18 protein-coding genes are annotated in these 20,441 nt (G+C 49.4%); 11 read left to right on the top strand and 7 right to left on the bottom strand.

The window, feature by feature from the left end; genetic code table 11:
- The 4 genes from RIG61_05895 (at window position 1) to RIG61_05880 (ending at window position 3,996) form a co-directional block, all read left to right on the top strand.
- Window positions 1-777, top strand: a complete 777-nt coding sequence (locus RIG61_05895; GenBank protein ID MEQ9618686.1) for an ATP-binding cassette domain-containing protein — start codon at window positions 1-3, stop codon at window positions 775-777.
- A 23-nt stretch (window positions 778-800) separates the two neighbouring features.
- Window positions 801-1,751, top strand: coding sequence for an MlaD family protein (locus RIG61_05890; GenBank protein ID MEQ9618685.1), 951 nt, complete (start codon window positions 801-803; stop codon window positions 1,749-1,751).
- A 101-nt stretch (window positions 1,752-1,852) separates the two neighbouring features.
- A complete protein-coding gene (locus RIG61_05885; GenBank protein MEQ9618684.1) occupies window positions 1,853-2,395 on the top strand; it encodes a hypothetical protein in 543 nt (180 codons plus the stop codon).
- Between the two features lie 167 nt (window positions 2,396-2,562).
- On the top strand, window positions 2,563-3,996 hold the full coding sequence (locus RIG61_05880) for a YdgA family protein (protein ID MEQ9618683.1): 1,434 nt from the start codon (window positions 2,563-2,565) through the stop codon (window positions 3,994-3,996).
- Between the two features lie 35 nt (window positions 3,997-4,031).
- Here the strand turns inward: RIG61_05880 and RIG61_05875 are convergent, their stop codons facing one another.
- Complete coding sequence (locus tag RIG61_05875; GenBank protein ID MEQ9618682.1) at window positions 4,032-4,904, bottom strand: oxaloacetate decarboxylase; 873 nt, start codon at window positions 4,902-4,904, stop codon at window positions 4,032-4,034.
- A gap of 136 nt (window positions 4,905-5,040) precedes the next feature.
- On the opposite strand from RIG61_05875, the gene RIG61_05870 reads away from it, so the two are divergent.
- Complete coding sequence (locus tag RIG61_05870) at window positions 5,041-5,544, top strand: hypothetical protein (protein ID MEQ9618681.1); 504 nt, start codon at window positions 5,041-5,043, stop codon at window positions 5,542-5,544.
- 135 nt (window positions 5,545-5,679) lie between these two features.
- On the opposite strand, the gene RIG61_05865 is transcribed toward RIG61_05870, so the two are convergent.
- A complete protein-coding gene (locus RIG61_05865) occupies window positions 5,680-6,942 on the bottom strand; it encodes a DNA polymerase (GenBank protein MEQ9618680.1) in 1,263 nt (420 codons plus the stop codon).
- 73 nt (window positions 6,943-7,015) lie between these two features.
- On the opposite strand from RIG61_05865, the gene RIG61_05860 reads away from it, so the two are divergent.
- Window positions 7,016-8,284: an FAD-binding oxidoreductase gene (locus RIG61_05860; GenBank protein MEQ9618679.1), complete on the top strand. Its 1,269-nt coding sequence runs from the start codon at window positions 7,016-7,018 to the stop codon at window positions 8,282-8,284.
- A gap of 16 nt (window positions 8,285-8,300) precedes the next feature.
- Here the strand turns inward: RIG61_05860 and RIG61_05855 are convergent, their stop codons facing one another.
- Both RIG61_05855 and RIG61_05850 read right to left on the bottom strand, forming a co-directional pair.
- Window positions 8,301-8,609: a non-heme iron oxygenase ferredoxin subunit gene (locus tag RIG61_05855; GenBank protein ID MEQ9618678.1), complete on the bottom strand. Its 309-nt coding sequence runs from the start codon at window positions 8,607-8,609 to the stop codon at window positions 8,301-8,303.
- Between the two features lie 89 nt (window positions 8,610-8,698).
- The gene (locus tag RIG61_05850) at window positions 8,699-9,016 is read right to left on the bottom strand and encodes a tetratricopeptide repeat protein (GenBank protein MEQ9618677.1); all 318 of its coding nucleotides are present in this window, start codon (window positions 9,014-9,016) and stop codon (window positions 8,699-8,701) included.
- Window positions 9,017-9,276: 260 nt separating this feature from the next.
- On the opposite strand from RIG61_05850, the gene RIG61_05845 reads away from it, so the two are divergent.
- Both RIG61_05845 and RIG61_05840 read left to right on the top strand, forming a co-directional pair.
- Entirely contained in the window at window positions 9,277-9,813 is a 537-nt protein-coding gene (locus RIG61_05845) for a hypothetical protein (GenBank protein ID MEQ9618676.1), read from the top strand.
- A gap of 158 nt (window positions 9,814-9,971) precedes the next feature.
- Window positions 9,972-10,862 (top strand): hypothetical protein, encoded by an 891-nt coding sequence (locus tag RIG61_05840; GenBank protein ID MEQ9618675.1) that lies wholly within the window; start codon window positions 9,972-9,974, stop codon window positions 10,860-10,862.
- A 54-nt stretch (window positions 10,863-10,916) separates the two neighbouring features.
- Here the strand turns inward: RIG61_05840 and RIG61_05835 are convergent, their stop codons facing one another.
- The 3 genes from RIG61_05835 to lpdA (RIG61_05825) all read right to left on the bottom strand — a co-directional run bounded on the left by RIG61_05835 (window position 10,917) and on the right by lpdA (RIG61_05825) (window position 14,334).
- Window positions 10,917-12,020, bottom strand: a complete 1,104-nt coding sequence (locus tag RIG61_05835; protein ID MEQ9618674.1) for a sorbosone dehydrogenase family protein — start codon at window positions 12,018-12,020, stop codon at window positions 10,917-10,919.
- Window positions 12,021-12,095: 75 nt separating this feature from the next.
- Window positions 12,096-12,824 carry a lipoyl(octanoyl) transferase LipB gene (gene lipB, locus RIG61_05830; protein MEQ9618673.1) on the bottom strand — a complete coding sequence of 243 codons (729 nt, stop codon included), beginning with the start codon at window positions 12,822-12,824 and terminating at the stop codon, window positions 12,096-12,098.
- Between the two features lie 76 nt (window positions 12,825-12,900).
- Window positions 12,901-14,334, bottom strand: coding sequence for a dihydrolipoyl dehydrogenase (lpdA, locus tag RIG61_05825; protein MEQ9618672.1), 1,434 nt, complete (start codon window positions 14,332-14,334; stop codon window positions 12,901-12,903).
- Between the two features lie 259 nt (window positions 14,335-14,593).
- On the opposite strand from lpdA (RIG61_05825), the gene aceE reads away from it, so the two are divergent.
- The 3 genes from aceE to lpdA (RIG61_05810) all read left to right on the top strand — a co-directional run bounded on the left by aceE (window position 14,594) and on the right by lpdA (RIG61_05810) (window position 20,427).
- Window positions 14,594-17,278, top strand: a complete 2,685-nt coding sequence (aceE, locus tag RIG61_05820) for a pyruvate dehydrogenase (acetyl-transferring), homodimeric type (protein MEQ9618671.1) — start codon at window positions 14,594-14,596, stop codon at window positions 17,276-17,278.
- Window positions 17,279-17,365: 87 nt separating this feature from the next.
- Entirely contained in the window at window positions 17,366-18,943 is a 1,578-nt protein-coding gene (locus tag RIG61_05815) for a dihydrolipoamide acetyltransferase family protein (protein ID MEQ9618670.1), read from the top strand.
- Between the two features lie 56 nt (window positions 18,944-18,999).
- Window positions 19,000-20,427 (top strand): dihydrolipoyl dehydrogenase, encoded by a 1,428-nt coding sequence (gene lpdA, locus RIG61_05810; protein ID MEQ9618669.1) that lies wholly within the window; start codon window positions 19,000-19,002, stop codon window positions 20,425-20,427.
- The last annotated feature ends 14 nt before the right edge of the window (window positions 20,428-20,441 follow it).

The following is a 20,441-nucleotide window of genomic DNA, read 5'->3' as shown; positions in this document are numbered from 1 at the left end:
ATGACGGAACATGAAGAAATAATAATCGAAGTCAGTGATTTTACCGCGGCCTACGGGGACACGGTAATTATTGATGACATTTCATTCAATGTTTATAAGGGCGAAAAGTTCATAATATTGGGAGGCTCGGGCTGCGGTAAGAGCACTCTGCTCAAACATATGATAGGTTTGATCAGGCCCGCTCACGGCAGCGTCGTCATAGAAGGCGACGACATTACGCAGGCGGAGGGCAGCGAGAGAATCGATATATTGAAAAGAATAGGGGTAGCGTACCAGTCGGGGGCGCTATTCGGCTCTATGACGGTGCTTGAAAATGTAATGCTCCCTCTTGAAGAATATACGGACCTGGACAGTGAAGCCATGGAACTGGTAGGAAGAATGAAGCTCAATCTGGTGGGCCTTACGGGGTCCGAGAATAAAATGCCTTCCGAGCTTAGCGGGGGGATGATCAAGCGCGCCGCGCTCGCGAGGGCTATGGCGCTCGATCCCGACATACTGTTTCTCGACGAGCCGTCCGCCGGGCTGGACCCCATAACATCAGCGGAGCTTGATGAGCTTATCATACAGCTTTCGCACACCCTTGGAGTTACATTCGTTATCGTTACGCACGAGCTTAACAGTATTTACAACATAGCCGACAGAGTTATTATGCTTGATAAGAGCACAAAGGGCATTATCGCAACCGGCAAGCCCGAGTATCTGCGCGATAATTCAACCATTTCGGTTGTGCAGAAATTTTTCAGGAGACAGACCGATGAACAACTCGGAATCGAATAATACAGAGGCGGGTATAAATAGATATGAGTCAGAAAGCTAACTACTTCAAAACAGGCTTGTTTGTCATACTGGCGTTCCTGCTCCTCGCGGGGGCGATAATACTTTTCGGCGGAGGCAAGTTCCTGGAGGAAAAATACACCGTTGAAACGTATTTCGACCAGTCGGTTCAGGGTCTGGACGTCGGAGCCGCGCTTAAATTCCAGGGGGTACAGATAGGCAATGTAAGCCACATAGGCTTCGTTTTTAATGAATACAAGACGGACTATCAGTATGTTCTTATAAGGGCGGAAATATTCCCGAATAAAGTGCACGGGAAGGGAAACGAACGAGTATATCAAGGTGATTTCGACAGGAAAAGCAGTATTCGGGAAATGATACGAAAAGGACTGAGGCTGCAACTCGCCTCTCAGGGCGTGACCGGTATAGCGTTCCTGAACGCGGTATATTTCCCGCCTGAGCGTTATCCGCCTCTGGAGATAAACTGGACGCCCGAATACCAGTATATACCCTCTGCGCCGGGAACGATCACAATGATCACGCAGACTATTGAAAAGCTTACCACGGCTATAGAGAAAATTAATTTTCAAGAAATTTCCGAGGATATTGAAAAGTTGGTAAATTCCCTGAACGAGGCGGTTGAGCAGGCGGAGATAGGAGAGCTGAGCAAGGATTTGCAACAGCTTGTAACTACCCTTGATAAGACTACGAACGAAATCGACTCCATTTTGAAAAGTAAGGAAACAAAGGAAACCGTCGCTAACATCTCGCAGATCTCAACCGACCTCAAATTCGCCTTGAGACGCGCCGACCGATTGTTATCAAGCAGGGAACATAATATCAAAACTACAATGGAGAACGTGGAACGTATTTCGGAGGACGTAAGGGAATTCATGGAGACGGTTAAAAAATATCCTTCCTGGGTGCTTTTTGGAAATCCGCCTCCACACTTCGGAGAGGAGGAAAAAGCAGAATGATTTCAAGAAACGCAATTTACATCTCTTATATATTACTGACACTTTTTTTCATTACAGGATGTGCAAGCATAAATAAAAGTTACCCCGAGCGTAGTTTTTACATGTTTGAGGTTCCGCCGAATACGGAGAAATACGTATCGGTTAAAGACGCTATACTCGAAGTCTGGCGTTTTGATATTGCTCCGGGAAGCGATGGAAAGGAATTTATCTACCGTATAAGCGATTTGGAATATAAATCGGACTTTTACAACCAATTCTTCAGACCTCCGACCGCGCTTCTAACAGATGTAACGACAAGATACCTGGCCGGTTCAGGCCTTTTTATGGACGTCCTGAGCCCTACCAGCCAGGGTGGGAACACCAATTATTACATAGAAGGCAATATAGTAAGGCTTTACGGAGATTATAGAACCCAGCCAAAAGCTGTAATGGAGATTCAGCTCTTTCTGCTGAAATACGAATCCGATATCACCGACGGAGGTATATCAAATATCGTCTTCGGTAAAACCTATAGCTCTGAAAAACCTATTGCATCCGCTTCGGCACAGGACCTTATGAGGGGATGGAACCTAGCCCTTGAGGAAATACTGAACGAATTCCTGGCCGACCTGAGCGGGAAAGTAAATCAAAAACCGGGAATTTAATCATACTGGCTAATTGGCAGCGTCCTGCTAAACACGCCCGGCTAAAGCAGTAATAATCTGAAACGATACTGTCGTAATTCAGTGTATATCTTTCTCCGGGCAAATTTGCATTTACAACTATACTGGCAATATAATTATACGACGTCAATAACTGACAGGAGAGCCGTATGCGTGTCATACTGATAATATTAATAGTAATACTGATTGCTTTGTTAGGGCTTCCTTACTGGTTCGGGATTCAGACCGAGAAAGATTACAAAAACATTACAAAAGACTATTCCGAGTCGGAACATTTAGAGATTACGGATCAAAGCTATCAGAAAGGATGGCTTAATTCGAAGGCAAAAACTACCTTCCTGCTCATAAACGGAGACTCCGGGATTCTCAAACTGGAAGAGATCGATACGATTTACCACGGTCCGATTCCGCTTCAGCTGTTATTCGGAGAACAAGCTGTCCTGAGACCAGTTATGGCCGTTATAGATTCCGAGGTGCGCGTAATACCGGTTAAGGAGTCCGACTACTCGGAGATAATCAAGAATATTCCTCCCCTTGAACTTTTTACAACCCTTTCACTAGACGGCCACGGAACAACACAGATTACGATGCGGGGCCTAAATACCGAATCCGGGAAACAGGGAGAGAAACTGGTGTGGAACGGTCTTGAAGGCGTTATCGACTTCGGCCCGCAATTAGAAAGTCTGGATACAAGGCTCAAGTCCCCCGGGCTTGAGATAGACGGAAAGGATACGGAGCTGTCTATTACGGATATAGAGGGGGAATCGAATTTAATATATAAGGATAAAGGTCATAATTACCCGACGGGTGAAGCTTCCGTCTCTGTCAAAGAATTATTTGTAAAGAGCACGGATGATGAAACCGGGGAAGAAGATTATGTCAGAATAAACGGAATCCGGATTTCCGGCTCTACCGAAGAAGAGACGGGCACCCTGAGCAGCGCCCACAGCGCGGGATTCGAGGAAATAGAGATAGCGGGCAGGAAATACGGACCCGGCGGATACGACCTGGCTATAAGAAACATCGACATAGCATCCTGGAGAAAAATACAGAAGTTAATCAATGAAAACGAGAGAACTCGGGATACGGAGCAATCGAAAGAACAGTTTATGACGGAGCTTACATTAATTCTTCCTGACCTGGTGAGAAAATCCCCCGAAATAGAGCTTACGAAACTCAGCATTGAAACCGACAAGGGCGTCCTTCAGGGATATGCTCTAATATCAGTAGACGGGTCTAACCTGGAAAATCCGGAACTGGCGGCCAACCCGCTGTTTTTAATTACCTCTATTAAGGCGTCAGCCGAACTCTCGATCTCGAAAACCCTCTTAAAATCAATGTTAACGGACTATGAAATGGATGAAATTTCAGACGATTATAAAAATCTGGGGAACCCCATGCCTTCAGCAAATGAACTCGAGGAGATGGCTGAAAAAGCGGCTGAAGAGAAAATTAAAGAACTTCTGAATAAGAATTTCATAGTTATAGAGGGCGAAAGCTATGAGCTTCGGGCAAGTTATGAAATGGGGCAGGTCATGCTAAACGGGAGCCCTCTTGGACTCGACTCCTTTATGAAGCAGTAAATTCGTAAGACGATTACCAACATAGGGAATCAATATTACTCGCTGTTTCCACGGAATCTGGTCTCAAGCTCTCTGTAGCTTCGGATGTCTATGATTTCTTCAAAATCCCCGAACATGATCATATCTTCATATCCTTTCGTCGTGCCGTTAGCCTTCAAATACCGAAAACAATTTTCGATGGCTTTTGTAGCGGCGAATAGCGCGGCAAGGGGGAACACGACTATTTTATATCCCGATTCCTCAAGCTCCTCCGCTCTCAGGAGAGGAGTCTTCCCGCCTTCGACCATATTCGCGAAGAGCGGGGCGTCCGGGAAAGCGGCGGCGATCTCCTTAAGCTCTTCAACCGACTGCGGAGCCTCTATGAAAACCACATCGGCACCCGCCTCATAATAAGCCCTTCCCCTCTTTATCGCTTCTCCGAGTCCGTAAGGAGCGCGTGCGTCCGTACGCCCGATTATCACAAGGCCGCTATCCCTCCGCGCCTCCACAGCGGCGCGGATTTTTTCAACATGCTCCCCCATCGGTATTACGCGCTTCCCCTCGAAATGTCCGCATTTCTTCGGCCATTCCTGATCCTCAAGTATTATCCCCGCCGCACCCGAGGCAACGACATCCTCGACGGTGCGCATAACATTCAGCGGATTCCCGTAGCCCGTATCAATATCGGCCACGACGGGAATATCGACCGATTTTACGAGGCGACTGACGCTCCACAGCATTTCGGTCGCCGTCAGAAAACCGTAATCAGGCCTTCCCAGAGTTGCGCCCGAGATGCCGAAACCACTAGTGAACGCGACCTCGAAACCCGCGCGCTCTGCAAGCTTTGCGCTCACACAGTCATAAACACCCGGCAGCAGGAGTATCCCCGGTCCGGATATAATCTCCCTTAATTTTTGTCCTTTTGTCATATCTCGTCTCCGATTTCAAATATTAAAACATAGATAGGACTCCCGGGGGTGTCAAGGTGAATTGCGCTCGGCGGGGGTTTATGATATTTTGAAATTATATCGCTCGGACAGGAAATAGCTTTAGGAGCAGCGCGGGGTGAAAGACAGGGCGAAAAAAATCAGGGAGAAAAAAGATAATTCCGTCAGGCTTCAGGCAGGATTAAAGAGCAGAGACGTGATCCAGCTTATCGAGGCCCTGGAGGGCGTCAAGCTCGATTTCGACCATCTTTACTACTACGAGCACACGGGGCTGATAGTACCTAGCGTGAGAAAAGCGCAGGGGAGGGGGGTCCCCAAGCTCTATTCCACAGAGGATTTCATAATGCTCCGCTGGCTTATTTCCCTTCAGAAAAACGGACTACCCGTAAGCCGCTTTCGTGAAGTGCTCCAGTTTCTCAAAGAAAAAATGCCTGAGGTTCTCGATAAGCCTCAGAACTGGGCCCTGATCACGGACGGAAAATCCGTACAGTTTTTCGATAAGGTCTCCTCACGAACACTCGATGTGCTTAAGGATACCGGACAGTACCTTTTCTTCTTCCCGATCGGGAAGGTGGCGGTAGAAAGTAAAAAAGCGGTCAGAAAACTCGAAAAGAAGAAATAGAATTACCGAGCAGTAACGCATTATTGTTCCTGAGATACTTCCGCATCAACCTCATCAACTTCCACTTCCATCTGCGCTTGATACAGCTAATAAGAATCTTGTCCTTTATAAAAAGAGTGACAAAAATCCGCCGGCTTATTTAGTGGAGTCTTCATCGGCTGTTTTTATTTTCGTACCCTCCGCCACAACGTCGGGAATGGACGTAAAAGCAATCCTGAGGGGGGCGGACTCGGAAGCTCCGTGCATGGAGCCGTAATATATGCTGTTCGTCCCGTAACGCTCGTTTATTTTATCCAGAGCCGTGGCAACCCTGTCCCGTTTGAGCTCCGCGGGAAACAATGACAGACTAGTTTCACTCGACGGCGTAAGCTCCGAAAAGGTAACCGACACACGAAGCGGCTTCCTCCGGCGGGGCCTCTCTCCCCATATGGAAGAGAACGCCTCGATCATCGTCTGGGTATCGTTCCTTTTGCCGATTTTCACGGCACTCTTCCAGCTGTCTTCGCCGCCCAGATAATCAATCCTGATTATCATGCGCCCTGCGATATATTTTAGCCTCCTGAGCCTGAATGCAGCTTTATGAATCAGCCTTATGAAAACTGCATACGTTCCGTCATCCGACCTTAGGTGCGGGGGTAATACATGGGAATGACCGACCGTGCTCCTGCGGGTTTCGGCTTCGGAGATATCCTCACCTCTCAGCAAAAGCCACCAGCGTTTACCGATCACGCTCTGCCATATATCCGTAATACGCTCCTCGGACAAAATACAGAGCTCTTTCACCGTATGGACTCCGTACTTCTTGAGACGCGCGTGCATTTTTCTGCCGATGCCCGGCAGATCGGTGAGCGAAAGGGAATAGAGTACCCGCGGAAGGTCCTCTTTTTTGATAACAGTAAAACCGTCGGGCTTCTCCATTCCGCTTGCCACCTTGGCCAGAAAACGGTTGGTGGAGATGCCCACCGAGCATCTGACATGCTCACCGACCCGCTCTCTGATTACCCTCTTCAACTCGTGGCCTATCGCGACGGCATTATCGAGGTTCGTTTGCCTCCCCGTAAGGCGGCAGGACATCTCGTCTATCGAATGTACCTTGTCGACCGGAAGGACGCTTTTCACGGCTGATACTATTTCATGATGCATCTCTATGTATTTTTCGGGTCTCGACTCGATTATCCGGAGATTACGGCAGAGTTTCCGCGCTGCGGCAACCTTCGTACCGGTTTTTATTCCGTATTTCTTCGCCTCATAGCTTGAGGCTATACAGCAGGTGCTGTCAGCCAGGACGGGGACTACTACCGTCGGGAGTCCCCTCAATTCAGGCCTCAGCTCCTGCTCCACGGACGCGAAATAGGAGTTCATATCCAGGAAAAGCCAGGAAAGTCGAGACTCTTTCATAACTCAAGAATGATAACATAATTTCCGCCGGAAAAGCCGGACGAAGTTCAGTCACCTGTGCTAGAATATTCATATGAGTGATTACGGTTTCGATTACCTTTTCATCGGCGCCGGTATTATGGGGTCGGCGGGCGCCTATGCGCTGTCGAAGAAGCTGGATGAACAAGGAAAGACAGCAAGCGTGGGCGTTATTGACCTCGACCTCGAGGGCGGCCTTTCCTCCACACTCAAGAACGCGGGGGGCGTCCGGGCTACCTGGAGAAACCGCGCGAATATAGAGCTATGTAAATACTCGATCAATTTCTTCGAAACCATTTCCGAAATAATACAGTTCCGTAAGCTCGGATACTTCTGGATGCACGACAGCGAAAGCTGGGACGAAATACAGGAGAATTATCCGCTTTATAAGGAATACGGCCTGCCGGTCGAGCTTCATCCTCCCGCCGCCGTGCCGGGGATACTTCCATTCGTTGATAATCTGGAAGGCATTAAAGGTCTTTCCGTATCGAGAGAAGCCGGACTGATAGACCATTACTCGCTGAGGGAATACTACCGCGGCGAGGCGCGAAAGAGAGGAGTTAGGTTTATCGACAGGTGTTACGTCACTGAAATCAAGCTCGAGGGGAAAAGGGCCGAAAGAATAATCGCCTACGATCTCAAAGGGCGGGATAAGGGGTCCGGGGACTTCGATGAAACCGCCAGAACCATACTTACGGGCGATAATGTCGAAGTGGAAAATCCGGAAATTTCGTTTGAAACCGGGGTTCTTATTAATACTGCCGGAGCCTGGGCGCCCAGGGTTTCCGAGCTCTACGGATTTAACGACGACAAAATCAAGCCCCGAAGGCGCCAGATGGTAGTCCTCAACTGCCCTGAAGTCGATCTCTCAAAATACGGCATGGTCATAGACATATCGGACATCTATTTCCATCAAGAGTCAGGAAACATACTCGCCGGTTATTCGAACATGGACGAGCCTTACGGATACAACCTCGAATTCAGCTTTGGCGGATTGTCGGAAGACAGCCCGTTCGTGAAACACATATGGCAGCCGCTCTGGAATAGAATAAGCAGGTTCGAGAAAGTAAAGTTCATAAGGGGATGGGCGGGGATATACGCCGAGACCCCGGACCGGTCCGGATTCCTTGGAAGGGCGCCCGGTCTGGAAAACGTCTATGAATGCGCGGGGCACACGGGCAGGGGGCTTATGATATCATGCGGCGCGGCAACGGCTCTCTCGGATCTGATTCTGGACAAAGAATTCAGGGAAGAGCTCTCAAGCGCCGGGGACCTTTCAAGGGAAAGGACGGCGGGCCCTTTATATGAAGGACTTCATTTATAGTCCGAATCAATCTTCTTTAAATTTCAATTTTTATGGCTTCTCCTTCAACAGACACCTTATAACTCGCGATATTTTCCTCGGCTGGAGGACCAAGGACCTCCCCGGTTTTTATATTGAACTCCGCTCCGTGCCAGGGGCAACTCACGGTTTCTCCTTCTATGTCCCCATCGCATAACGGTCCTCCAATATGGGTACATTCGTTACCTATCGCGTAATACTCCCCGTCACAGTTAAATACCGCGATCTCCTTACCGTTCACCTCGACAAGCTTCGCACTCCCCGGCTTGATTTCTCCCACCTTGGCTACTTCTACGGGATTTCCCATACCTGTTCACCTCAACTCCGTTAATTTAATAGTATTTTATTTGGACGATTATGGATCACGCGAGAAGCCTGATCCTCAAATATTTCAATTCAATCATCGAGGAACTCGAGCGCTTCCTCAAACTCCTCGGCCATGCCGGGGTGCCCGTGACTGTTGGCGGCCTCAATACCCTTTACGTACGACTCCCTGGCCTTCTCGGGCTGCCCCGTATTCACGTAGCATTCGGCGAGCATCCTGTACACCGCCCCCTCGTCATCCGCTATTTTGACGTACTCTTCAATCTCTTTTATGGCCTCATTGTACATTTCGAGTTTGTAGTATTCATGAGCGAGTCCGTACCTGCCGAGAGGATTGTCCGGGTCCTTTTTCAAAATCTCCTTGAATGTATCGATCCTCGAGTTACTCATGCAATTACTCCGTTTTCTACTATGTATAGCTGTCAGAATTTAACACAGCCACGAAAATAAAAGCTAATTTAATTAGAATAATACATCTAATATAGAAAGAATTTAATCCCCTATATATAAATTAAATAGCCCCGTCAGAATAAGATTGAGAGCCCGGCGGTACTAATAGGTTACCGGAGAGCGCAAACTATATATTGGGTATTGATTGTTCCCGTCAATACTGCATAATCATTAGCTCATACCGAGGGGGGCGTATTAAAATGTTCCGTAAAATAATGAGCTTCCTGTTCGAAGCTCTCGCGGTCAAACAATATCTGCTTTTTTCCGCAAGTTTTTTCGCGCTCAGCGGCTTTATCATGATCGCTACCGATAATCTTGTAAGGCCCGCGGGCTGCCCCGGAATAATACCCCTTGAGCTTTCATTTACAAAGACGGCGTTCAATAACATTGTCAGCGCATGCGGTGCCACGGGCGTCCGCTCGCACATCATACTCATATGGATAGACTATATATTCATATTCGCCTATACGGGATTTCTCGCCAATCTGCTGGGTTCTCTTGTAAGAGGGATAGAGCGCGGGCATGCCATTGCCATTTTCTCTCTTCCCGTTCTCGCCGGATTCCTGGATATAATCGAAAATACGCTCATACTGACCCAGCTCTCTTCCCCGGAGAATCTGAGCGGAATAGTAATTTTCACGGCCTCGACCGCAGCGCTCCTGAAATTTCTCCTGCTTGCCGCATCTATAGGGCTGATTATCTATTATTTATTTCATGCCGCTAAAGGGAAGAGATAATCTTATAAAACCTGAGTGGAATTCATAATATTTCTGTTTTGTTAAGGAACAGTTGTCTTTCTTCATTTTCCAGAGTAAGTATTGTTTTAAATCAGAAATAGCAATAAACTTGGGATAACACCTTTAATCAAATCCCGTAATTAATGGAGGTTGGCGTGATGAGACTAAACAAATGTCTGAGTCTATTGGTAACGGCTTTTATAGTCGGGCTCGCTTCAGGCTGTGTAAACTACCAGGCGGTGCAGGATTTCGGCGCGGGGACCGGTGAGTTCGCCGGCTCATATGACAACGTATTCACAGGCAGCTACGAGACGTGTCTTTCTACCAACGAATTAAAAAACATTATCCTCGATTTGGGAGAGACGCCTTCAAAATCTCCTTTAACGCAATACGGAAGCGACAAGCAGATATGCGCGCCTTATAAAGCCGAAGCCGAGGCATTCAGCCAGACTTCACTCGCCCTTCTGGATTTCAGCGAGGCCCTCAGGCTCGTTATAAAAAGGACGGAGCTGAGCGGAGCGTTCGATAAGGCTCAGTTCGTGCCGCAGTTCTCGGGTATCGATGAAAATATTGCTGATACGGTCCACGAGCTCAGAGCTCACAGACAGGAAGTAATCACGGTCAATCAATGGAAGGATTATTTCGGATCGTTTTACGTTCAAAAGAGCCCTCAGGAAGTAATACTGGAAAATCAGCCGAGGATGGAGGCCACATTCGCCCTCTTAAATGTCTTCTCCGACATTTACCAGGTTCAGCTCGACAATTACGGGAGAAACATAAAGCTGCTCGACACCCTTTTGTATGAGACCGAATCGAGAGACGCCGTTAAGAGGACATTCGTTATAAATCAGAGCAAGAGCCTCGACAGGAAACAGGAATTATTGAGTAATTATAATGATTCGCTTAACGCGGTTAAAGAATCATACCACAAGATTTACGAGCGTTCCGAGCTTCCGAACCCGCATTTCAACGACCCGGTATTCCAGGCGGAGATGAAGGAATTTCTAATCAGGATTTCAACCCTCGTCCAGGAGGCCAGGATAATCTAGCACCTGAGGAATTAATTCCGAACGCGCGCCGGTAGAGCCTTTCGGGAAAGGCCTCTAGTTTTTGGATTCGTATGTAATCCTGTAAATCACCCCGCGCATGTCGTCGGATACGAATAGCTCACCATTGGAACCGACCAGGACATCGACGGGTCTTCCGAGGCGTTTTTCTCCTTTAAGCCAGCCCCGGGCGAAATCCTCTATCCCCTCGGGTTTACCGTTCTTCATCTTTATCCTCACAACCTTGTACCCGGTTGGCTTAGAGCGGTTCCAGGAACCGTGGAAGGCCACGAATAAATCCCCCTCGTACTCGTCCGGAAACATCTCCGCGTCATAAAAGGTAAGCCCCAGAGGGGCTGAATGCGCCTGCATTTCGACAGCAGGGGAAACGGTGTTTACGCATTTTTCCGGCTCATTAAAATCAGGGTCGGGAATCTTGTCCCCATAACAGTAGGGCCAGCCGTAGTTCTCGCCTTTCTTGATGACGTTAACCTCCTCCGGGGGTAGGTTATCCCCGAGCCAATCCCTTCCGTTGTCAGTTGCCCACAGCTCCCCCGTCTCCGGGTGCCAGGTCATTCCGACCGAGTTCCTCAAGCCGGAGGCGAATACCTCAAGGTCCTTTTCCTTCGGATCGTATCTGAGTATTGTCGCGCGTCTATCGTCCTTTTCCACGCACACGTTACAGGACGAGCCCATCGAAACATATAACGTTCCATCAGGGCCGAAGCCGACCGTTTTAGTAAAATGTCCTTTATTCGGAAGCCCGGAAACCAGTACTTCTTTTTTCCCCGGTTCTTTATCGTAACCGTCGTACTTAAGCCTGGAAACCTTGTCAGTCTCTCCCACGTAGAGGTACCCGTCATGGAAAGCGATGCTGTTGGGCCTGTTAAGACCGTCCATAACTGTAATAGCCTTGTCTGCCGTCCCGTCTTTGTCGGTATCGGGAAGGGCTCTTATTTCTCCGTTTCCCATAGAGGAAACGAACAGCACGCCGTCAGGGCTCATAGCCATAAACCTCGGCTTATCGAGCGAGCCCGCGAATTCTTCTATTTTAAACCCCTCCGGCAGTTTTATCTCATCGAGAACGTCGGGAAAGGCCTGTACAGGAACGAGCATAATAAAAAGGGAAAATACTATTCTCCGGATTCTGTGATTATTCATAAGTAAATATTGTAGCTGTTAAAGGGCGGGAAACACAGCATAAATAATCGATAGATGTTGAAAGTTATTTTACGATTAAATAATTGTCTCAGAACGGAGAAGAATATCCAGACTGCTTTCGTCATTAGGATTTTTGGCCGATATGCTGATTGTTTCAGAATGGGTTAGGTTGAATACCTGAGAAAATGCTTGAACTATATTTTCCTCGACTTGAGCCATGTCTATCTCCACTTTAGAGGCGAGCCACCTCTGAATCGTAGTCATTTTCACATCCTGAATTCCACACGGCACGATCATATCGAAATACGAGAGGTCTGTATTCACGTTAAGCGCGAAACCGTGGTAGGTGATCCACCTCTTAACCCCCACGCCTATGGACGCAATCTTGTGCCACTTCACCCATACTCCCGTCACTCCTTCAATCCGCCTTGATTCTATCCCGTAATTCCTAAGGGTTAAGATAATCACTTCCTCAAGATTTCTCAGGTATTTATGTATATCCCTTCCCATATCGTTAAGGTCCATGACAGGATACCCGACAAGCTGTCCCGGACCGTGAAAGGTTATATCGCCGCCCCTGCTTATTACCTCGAAATGAATCCCGGCCTTTTTCAGATAACTCTCGGCGGCGAGCAGGTTTTTCATATCCCCGCCCCTGCCGGTCGTAAAAGTGGGCGGGTGCTCAAGGAGTAAAAGCGTGTCTTCAATCTCCCCATTTCTCCTCTTCTCAAGAAGCGTCATCTGGAACCGAAGGGCTTCCGCGTAAGGGACAAGCCCCAGTTTATATACCTTGAAAGTTCTCATAGGTTAATTATAGCAGGAACGATGCGGCGCTTTGATATATTAAATTCGTTAGGTCAGGTCACAGGCAGGCATGTTTCTACATATTCCTTGCTCTGCCTAGCGCAGCCAGAGCGGCTTCCATTACGGCCTCGGACAGGGTAGGGTGCGCGTGAGACGTAATCGCTATTTCGAGCGGCGTTGTTTCAAGTGTCCTTCCGACAGCCACTTCAGCTATAAGCTCCGTAGCCCCGTGCCCGATTATGTGCGTTCCCAGTATCTCCCCGGTCGCCTTATCGGAGATAATCTTCACGAATCCGTCCGTTTCCCCCGTGCCGACCGCCTTTCCCGCAGCCTTGAAGGGAAACTTCCCCACGCTGTAGCTGTAGCCTTTGTCCTTGACTTCTTTCTCAGTCATGCCTAACATGGACACCTCCGGCTGACAATAAACACAACCGGGGATATTATTATAATGAACCTTGCTCTTGAGTCCCGCCATTTTTTCCACCGCAGCCACTCCTTCTTCAGACGCCTTGTGGGCCAGGAGGGGAGGGCCTATAACGTCGCCGATTGCGTAAACGTTCTCGCACGTGGTCATGTACGAGTCGTCCGTTTTAATGAACCCCCTCTCATCGAGCTCTATACGCAGATCGCTAAGCCCGATGTCGCCGGATTTCTTGTAATAGCTCAGTGAAGTCGGGGCATCGTTCGCTACTGGCCGCCTTCCGACAGCCACAAGGACCATGGACGCCGTTACCTTGTGCTCACTTTTGTCGCCGAGCTTCTCCAAAATAACATCGACATTTTTTCTTTTCTTCTTGACCTCTTTAAACTTCGTCCCTGTAAGAATCTCCATTCCGCTCTTTTTGAAAATTTTCTCAAGCTCTTTGGATACGTCCTCGTCCGCTCCAGGGATAAGGTTATCCATCATTTCCACAATCGTAACCTTGCTCCCGAAGGAGTTATAGACATAAGCGAACTCAGCCCCTATGTATCCTCCTCCTATAACCACGACGGATTCAGGAACCTCCCTGTGAAAAATAGCCTCGTCGCTCGTCATAATCAGCTTTTCATCAATATCGAGTCCCGGAAGCGTCACCGGAACGGAGCCTGTCGCGATCAGAATCTTTTCCGATTCCAGCTCCACTTCGTCCTTTTCCCCGCTCACTCCGATCTTATTTTTTGCGATTAATTTGCCGGTTCCGTTAAATAGCGTGATTTTGTTTTTCTTGAAAAGGAACTCAACCCCCTTGGTGAGGGTGCTTGAGGCCTTACGGCTCTTATCTATAACCTTGGAAAAATCATAAGAAAGCCCTTTATATTCTATTCCGAACTCGCTGGAATACTTAAAATATTCATATACTTCGGCGCATTTTAGTATTGCCTTGGAGGGAATGCAGCCCCAGTTGAGACATACCCCTCCCGGCTTGTCCCTCTCAACGACGGCGACATTCATTCCCAGCTGTGCCGCCCTTATGGCGGCAATATATCCTCCCGGTCCCGATCCTATAACTGTTAAGTCGTATTTTTCCATAGTAGGCACTATTATATATTTAATTCCATGACCGTCAATTTTTTAGCCGGCCATAAATTATGAACTAAAATATCTTGCCTCAGTTGACGAAAATGAATCGGAAACTGGTATATTAATATCATATAAACATATACGACCCGGCGTAGTTCACAGGTTAATAAACAATTAAGAATTATTGACTAAAACGGGCCGTCTGCTTTATTATTCTAAATTGTTCGCCTGCTCCCGGTCTCAAGTACTATTCGCAAGGATCTTTTCAATGCAGAAAAAAACCGATAGAAAGAAAAAAGAGAACGAAATAGAGGAAATCGAAAACAGCGAATGGCTCGAATCCCTGGATTACGTGATTGAAACAGGCGGGCCGGAAAGGGTGAGCGAGCTTCTTAAAATTCTCGAAATCCACGCTCAGAAAAAGGGCGTGAAAATTCCTTTTACAGCCAACACCCCTTATATCAATACCACCCCGCTGGAGCAGCAGCCTCCATACCCCGGCAACCAGGAGATTGAGTGGCGTATCAGGAGCATCATCCGCTGGAACGCAATGGCCATGGTAGTGAGGGCAAACAGGGTTGAGCAGGGAATAGGGGGACATATTTCAACCTACGCCTCGGCGGCCGCCCTTTACGAAGTCGCTTTTAACCACTTCCTCAGAGCTCCTAACGGAAGCCACGAGGGAGACATCGTTTATTTTCAGGGGCACGCGGCGCCCGGGATTTACGCGAGGGCGTTTCTCGAAGGCCGCATCAGCATAGAAAAATTGCGGAACTTCAGGAGAGAGCTCCAGCCCGACGGCGGTCTTCCCTCCTATCCTCACCCGTGGCTTATGCCCGACTTCTGGCAGTTCCCGACGGTATCGATGGGCTTGAGCCCTATAATGGCGATATACCAGGCCAGGTTTAACCGCTATCTCGAGGACAGAGGTCTTAAGGAACCCACGGACTCAAGAGTCTGGGCGTTCCTGGGAGACGGGGAGACCGATGAGCCCGAAACCCTCGGGGCGATAACACTGGCCGCAAGAGAGAGGCTCGACAATCTCATATTCGTCGTCAACTGCAACCTGCAGCGTCTCGACGGCCCGGTAAGGGGAAACGGAAAAATAATACAGGAGCTGGAAGCAATATTCCGCGGCGCCGGATGGAACGTGATAAAAGTCATATGGGGAAGCAACTGGGACCCTCTCCTCGCTAAAGACAAGGACGGCGTACTGGTCAAAAGGATGGGCGAGGCGCTGGACGGGGAATATCAAAAATACACGGTGGAAACCGGTGAGTATATACGCGAGCACTTTTTCGGAACCGACCCGCGGCTCCTGGAAATGGTAAAAGACCTCACCGACCAGGAGCTTCAGAAACTGAGGCGAGGTGGGCACGATCCTGAAAAGATATACCCCGCTTTTAAAGCGGCAATAGAAAACAAAGGCTCGCCCACAGTAATACTCGCTAAAACGATCAAGGGCTACGGCCTGGGTGAATCGGGGGAAGGCAGAAACGTCACGCACCAGCAGAAGAAACTGAACGAGGACGAGCTTAAAGAGTTCAGAACACGGTTCAGCATACCTATATCGGACGAAGATGTCGCAAGAGCCCCGTTTTACAGGCCCCCTGAGGACAGCCCGGAAATAAAATACATCAAAGAGCGGAGACACGAACTCGGAGGGTTTACTCCGAAACGCGTAGTCGATTGTGAGCCGATAGACCCGCCTTCGGAAAAAATATTCCAAGAGTTTTACAAAGGCTCGGGAGACAGGGAAGTGGCGACCACAATGGCGATCGTCAGAATGCTCTCGAAAATGCTTAAGGATAAAAACATCGGCAAGCTAATCGTTCCTATTGTCCCTGACGAAGCCCGCACATTCGGCATGGAGACACTGTTCAGACAGGTAGGAATATATTCCCACGTAGGACAGCTCTACGAGCCGGTGGATGCGGAAACGCTTCTCTTCTACAAAGAGGCGAAAGACGGTCAGATTCTGGAGGAAGGCATAACCGAAGCGGGATCGATGTCCTCATTCATCGCAGCCGGAACGGCCTATGCGACCCACGGCATTAATACAATTCCGTTTTTTATTTTTTACTCCATGTTCGGGTTCCAGAGAATAGGTGACCTCGTATGGGCGGCGGGAGACTCGAGGGCAAAGGGGTTCATGATAGGAGGCACCGCGGGAAGGACAACGCTAGCGGGGGAGGGTCTTCAGCACCAGGACGGCCACAGCCACCTGCTGGCTTATCCGGTCCCCAACCTGAAGGCATACGACCCGGCATTCGCGTACGAGATCGCAGTCATAGTTCAGGACGGGATCAGACGCATGTATGTCGAGCAGGAAGACCTCTTTTACTACATAACCGTCATGAACGAAACCTACAAGCAGCCTCAGATGCCCGAAGGGGCGAAAGAGGGCATACTGAAGGGTATCTATAAACTCAGAGAATCCGGGCTTAAAGACGCCGATCTTCACGCCCAGATAATGGGGAGCGGCACCATACTGAACGAGGCGATCAAGGCACAGAAAGAGCTTGAGAAAAACTACGGGATCGCGGCCGACGTATGGAGCGTAACAAGCTACAAGGAGCTTTACAGGGACGGCCTCGAGAAAGAGCGGTGGAACATGCTTCACCCTTCCGAGCTCAAGAGAACACCTTACATAACCGAATGCTTCAAGGACGCTCCGGGCGTATTCGTCGCGGCGTCGGATTATGTGATGGCGCTGCCGGACTCCATATCGCAGTGGCTCCCACGGCCGCTCGTATCCCTCGGTACGGACGGGTACGGCAGGAGCGGCAGCCGGGAGGCGCTGAGAGAATTTTTTGAAGTCGACTGGAGGTTTATTACACTCGCGGTGCTAGCGTCGCTTACGTGGGAAAAGAAAATCAGTACAGACGTCGTGGAAAAAGCGATTAAAGACCTCGACATTAATCCGGGAAAGGCAAATCCGATGTTGTCATAATTGCGGAAGAATCCGTATTACATCGAGCATTTCAATTTCCGTATGGTATAACAATAAGATAAATACATTTTAAGGGGCGAAAGCAGCATGGCAATCGAATTCAAACTTCCCGACCTGGGCGAGGATATAGAAACAGGCGAGGTGATAAACGTGTACGTATCCTCAGGAGACGAGGTTTCCGAGGAGCAGGCGCTCATGGAGATCGAAACGGACAAGGCCGCGCTTGAGATACCCTCTCCCGCGGGGGGCGTTATTAAAGAAGTCCACGTAAAAGAGGGTGACACCATTGAAGTGGGGCAGCTCCTGGTAACGATAGACGACGGGGAGAACGGAGGAGGAGAAGAGGAAACCACGGACAAAACGGAAGAGAAAAAAGCCGAGTCAAAAGAAAAGAAAAAAGAAAAACCGGAAACCGAAAAAGAAAGCGCCGGAGAAAAAGAAGAGGAAGAAGAAGATCGGGAGGGAGAGGCCGAGGGAGAGCCCGAAGAGAGAGCCAAGGAAGAAAAGGAAGAAGAACCAAAAAAACAAAAAAAGGAAGAGCCTGAAGAAGAAAAAGAGGAAGAAACCGCTAAAGGGGACGCTGAGGAGAAGCCTCGAGAAAAAGACGAAGAAGAACAGGAAAAAGCCCCCGATAAAGATACTAAAAAGCAATCGAAAAAGAAATCCAAAAAAGAAGATGAAGCGGCGGAAGAAGAAAAAAAGCAAAAACCCGACGACAAGCCCGAACGCGAAACCGGGGAAGAGTCTCAAAAAGCAGTGCCCGCTTCCCCCACCGTGAGAAGACTGGCGCGGGAGCGGGGAGTGGATATTACAAAGCTCAAGGGTACGGGAGCCGGTGGCAGGATTACCGAAGAGGATATTAAGAATTACACCGGAGGAAAAGAACCTGAAAAGGAAGAGCCCGAAACTGAAACGGGAGAAGAAGAATCCCAGAAACAAAAGGCTTCCGCAGACAAGGATAAATGGGGGGATGTGGAAAGAATCGCCATGTCCAGGGTAAGGAGGCTCACAGCGGAGCGTTTAACGGAAGCATGGAAAGCGCCCCACGTCACCCAGCACGACAAGGCCGATATCACCGAGCTTGAGAAACTCAGGAAGCATTACGGCAGCGAAGTGGCGGAAGCCGGAGGCAAGCTCACCATGACTTCCATTATACTCAAAGTCATAGCTTCGGCCTTAAAGGTCTTCCCCCAGTTTAACGCCACCGTCGATATGGAAAACGAGGAAATAATATACAAGAAGTACATCAACATAGGCGTCGCAGTCGATACGGACAGGGGGCTTCTCGTGCCTGTAATCAGAGATGCGGACAAGAAGAATATCGAAGAACTCTCGGTCGATCTGAGCGAATTATCCGAGAAGGCGAGAACAAAAAAAATATCAGTCGAGGAGCTTCAGGGCGGGACTTTCACCATAAGCAACCTCGGCGGGCTGGGCGGTACATATTTCACTCCCGTGCTCTACGCGCCCCAAGTGGCGATTCTGGGAATATCGCGTTCCTCAATCGAGGCAGTCTACATTGAGGGGGCGTTTCTGCCGCGCCTCCAGCTGCCGCTCTCGCTCTCGTATGACCACCGTCTCATAGACGGCGCGGACGCGGTCAGGTTCCTGCGCTGGGTAGTCGAAGCGCTCGAAGAGCCGTTCAAGCTCTCCCTCGAAGGATGAGCCGCGCAATATTAACGTAAAAACCTAATATATGTCTGGATTGGACAGAGAATACTATGACGGAAGAAAATAAATCGACACAGGTAGCTGTGATTGGGGCGGGGCCGGGCGGTTATCCGGCTGCTTTCCTCGCGGCCGATCTCGGGCTTGAGGTAACTTTAATCGATCCGGAAGAAAATCCCGGGGGCGTTTGCCTCTACAGGGGATGTATACCCTCGAAGGCGCTTCTCCATGTAGCGAAAGTAATTACGGAAGCTGAGCATGCTTCAAACTGGGGGATAGAGTATAAGAAGCCCGAGATTGATATCGACAAGCTCAGGGAATGGAAAAACGGCGTTGTGCAGAAACTCGTAGGCGGCCTCGGACAGCTATCGAAGAAGCGGAAGATAAATTACGTCAGAGGCAGGGCGAAGTTCACTGATTCGGGCAAACTCGAAATAAAATTAAATGATGGCAAAACCCGCAGTCTGAGCTTCGAGAAAGCGGTCATAGCGACGGGCTCGAGTCCCGTAAAGATGCCCGGCGTCCCTGACTCCCCCAATGTACTCGATTCCACATCGGGTCTCGATCTTCCGGAAGCACCCGATACCATGCTGATAGTGGGCGGAGGATACATCGGGCTTGAGCTTGGAACGGTCTATGCCGCCCTCGGAACAGAGGTCTCGGTTGTAGAAATGACTTCGGGTCTTATGCCGGGAGTGGACAGGGACCTTGTGCGGGTTCTGCAAAAGAGGTGCGAAAAAATCTTCTCCGCTATCATGCTCGACACGAAGGTCACCGGCATGGATGAAACGGAAAAAGGTATTAAGGTCGAGTTCGAGGGAGAGGGACTCGATTTTAAAGAAAAGGTATTCGATAAGGTGCTTGTTTCAGTGGGCAGAAAGCCCAACAGTGAAGACCTCGGGCTTGAGAACACGAAGGTCAATACCGATTCCGGAGGATTTATCGAAGTAGACGCGCAGAGGCGTACTTCAGACCCCGATATTTTCGCTATAGGCGATGTCGCGGGCGAACCGATGCTCGCCCACAAGGCGACGCATGAGGGTCGCGTGGTCGCGGAAATTCTCGCGGGCAAAAAGGCCGCGTTCGAGCCGGGCGCGATCCCGGCGGTCGTTTTTACGGACCCTGAAATAGCCTGGTGCGGACTCACGGAAACAGAGGCCGGGGAAAAGAATATCAAAGTAAATGTCGCCAGGTTCCCCTGGGGCGCTTCCGGAAGGGCGACTACCCTGGACAGGAATGACGGCGTCACTAAGCTCGTCATTGAGCCTGATACGGACCGCGTGCTCGGCATGGGTATAGTCGGAGCGGGGGCAGGAGAGCTGATTTCAGAAGGCGTCCTCGCAGTGGAGATGGCGGCGCTGGCTTCAGACCTCGAGCTCAGCATACACCCCCATCCCACACTGTCCGAGACCGTGATGGAGGCAGCCGAGGCGTTCTACGGCCAGAGCACCCATATGTACAAACCAGGAAAAAAGAAATAGGAAATAAATCACGG

The organism is Deltaproteobacteria bacterium (assembly GCA_040223695.1).
In the GTDB taxonomy this organism is placed as follows: domain Bacteria; phylum Desulfobacterota_D; class UBA1144; order Nemesobacterales; family UBA2774; genus JAVKFU01.
This window is presented reverse-complemented; position numbering and strand designations above follow the sequence as displayed.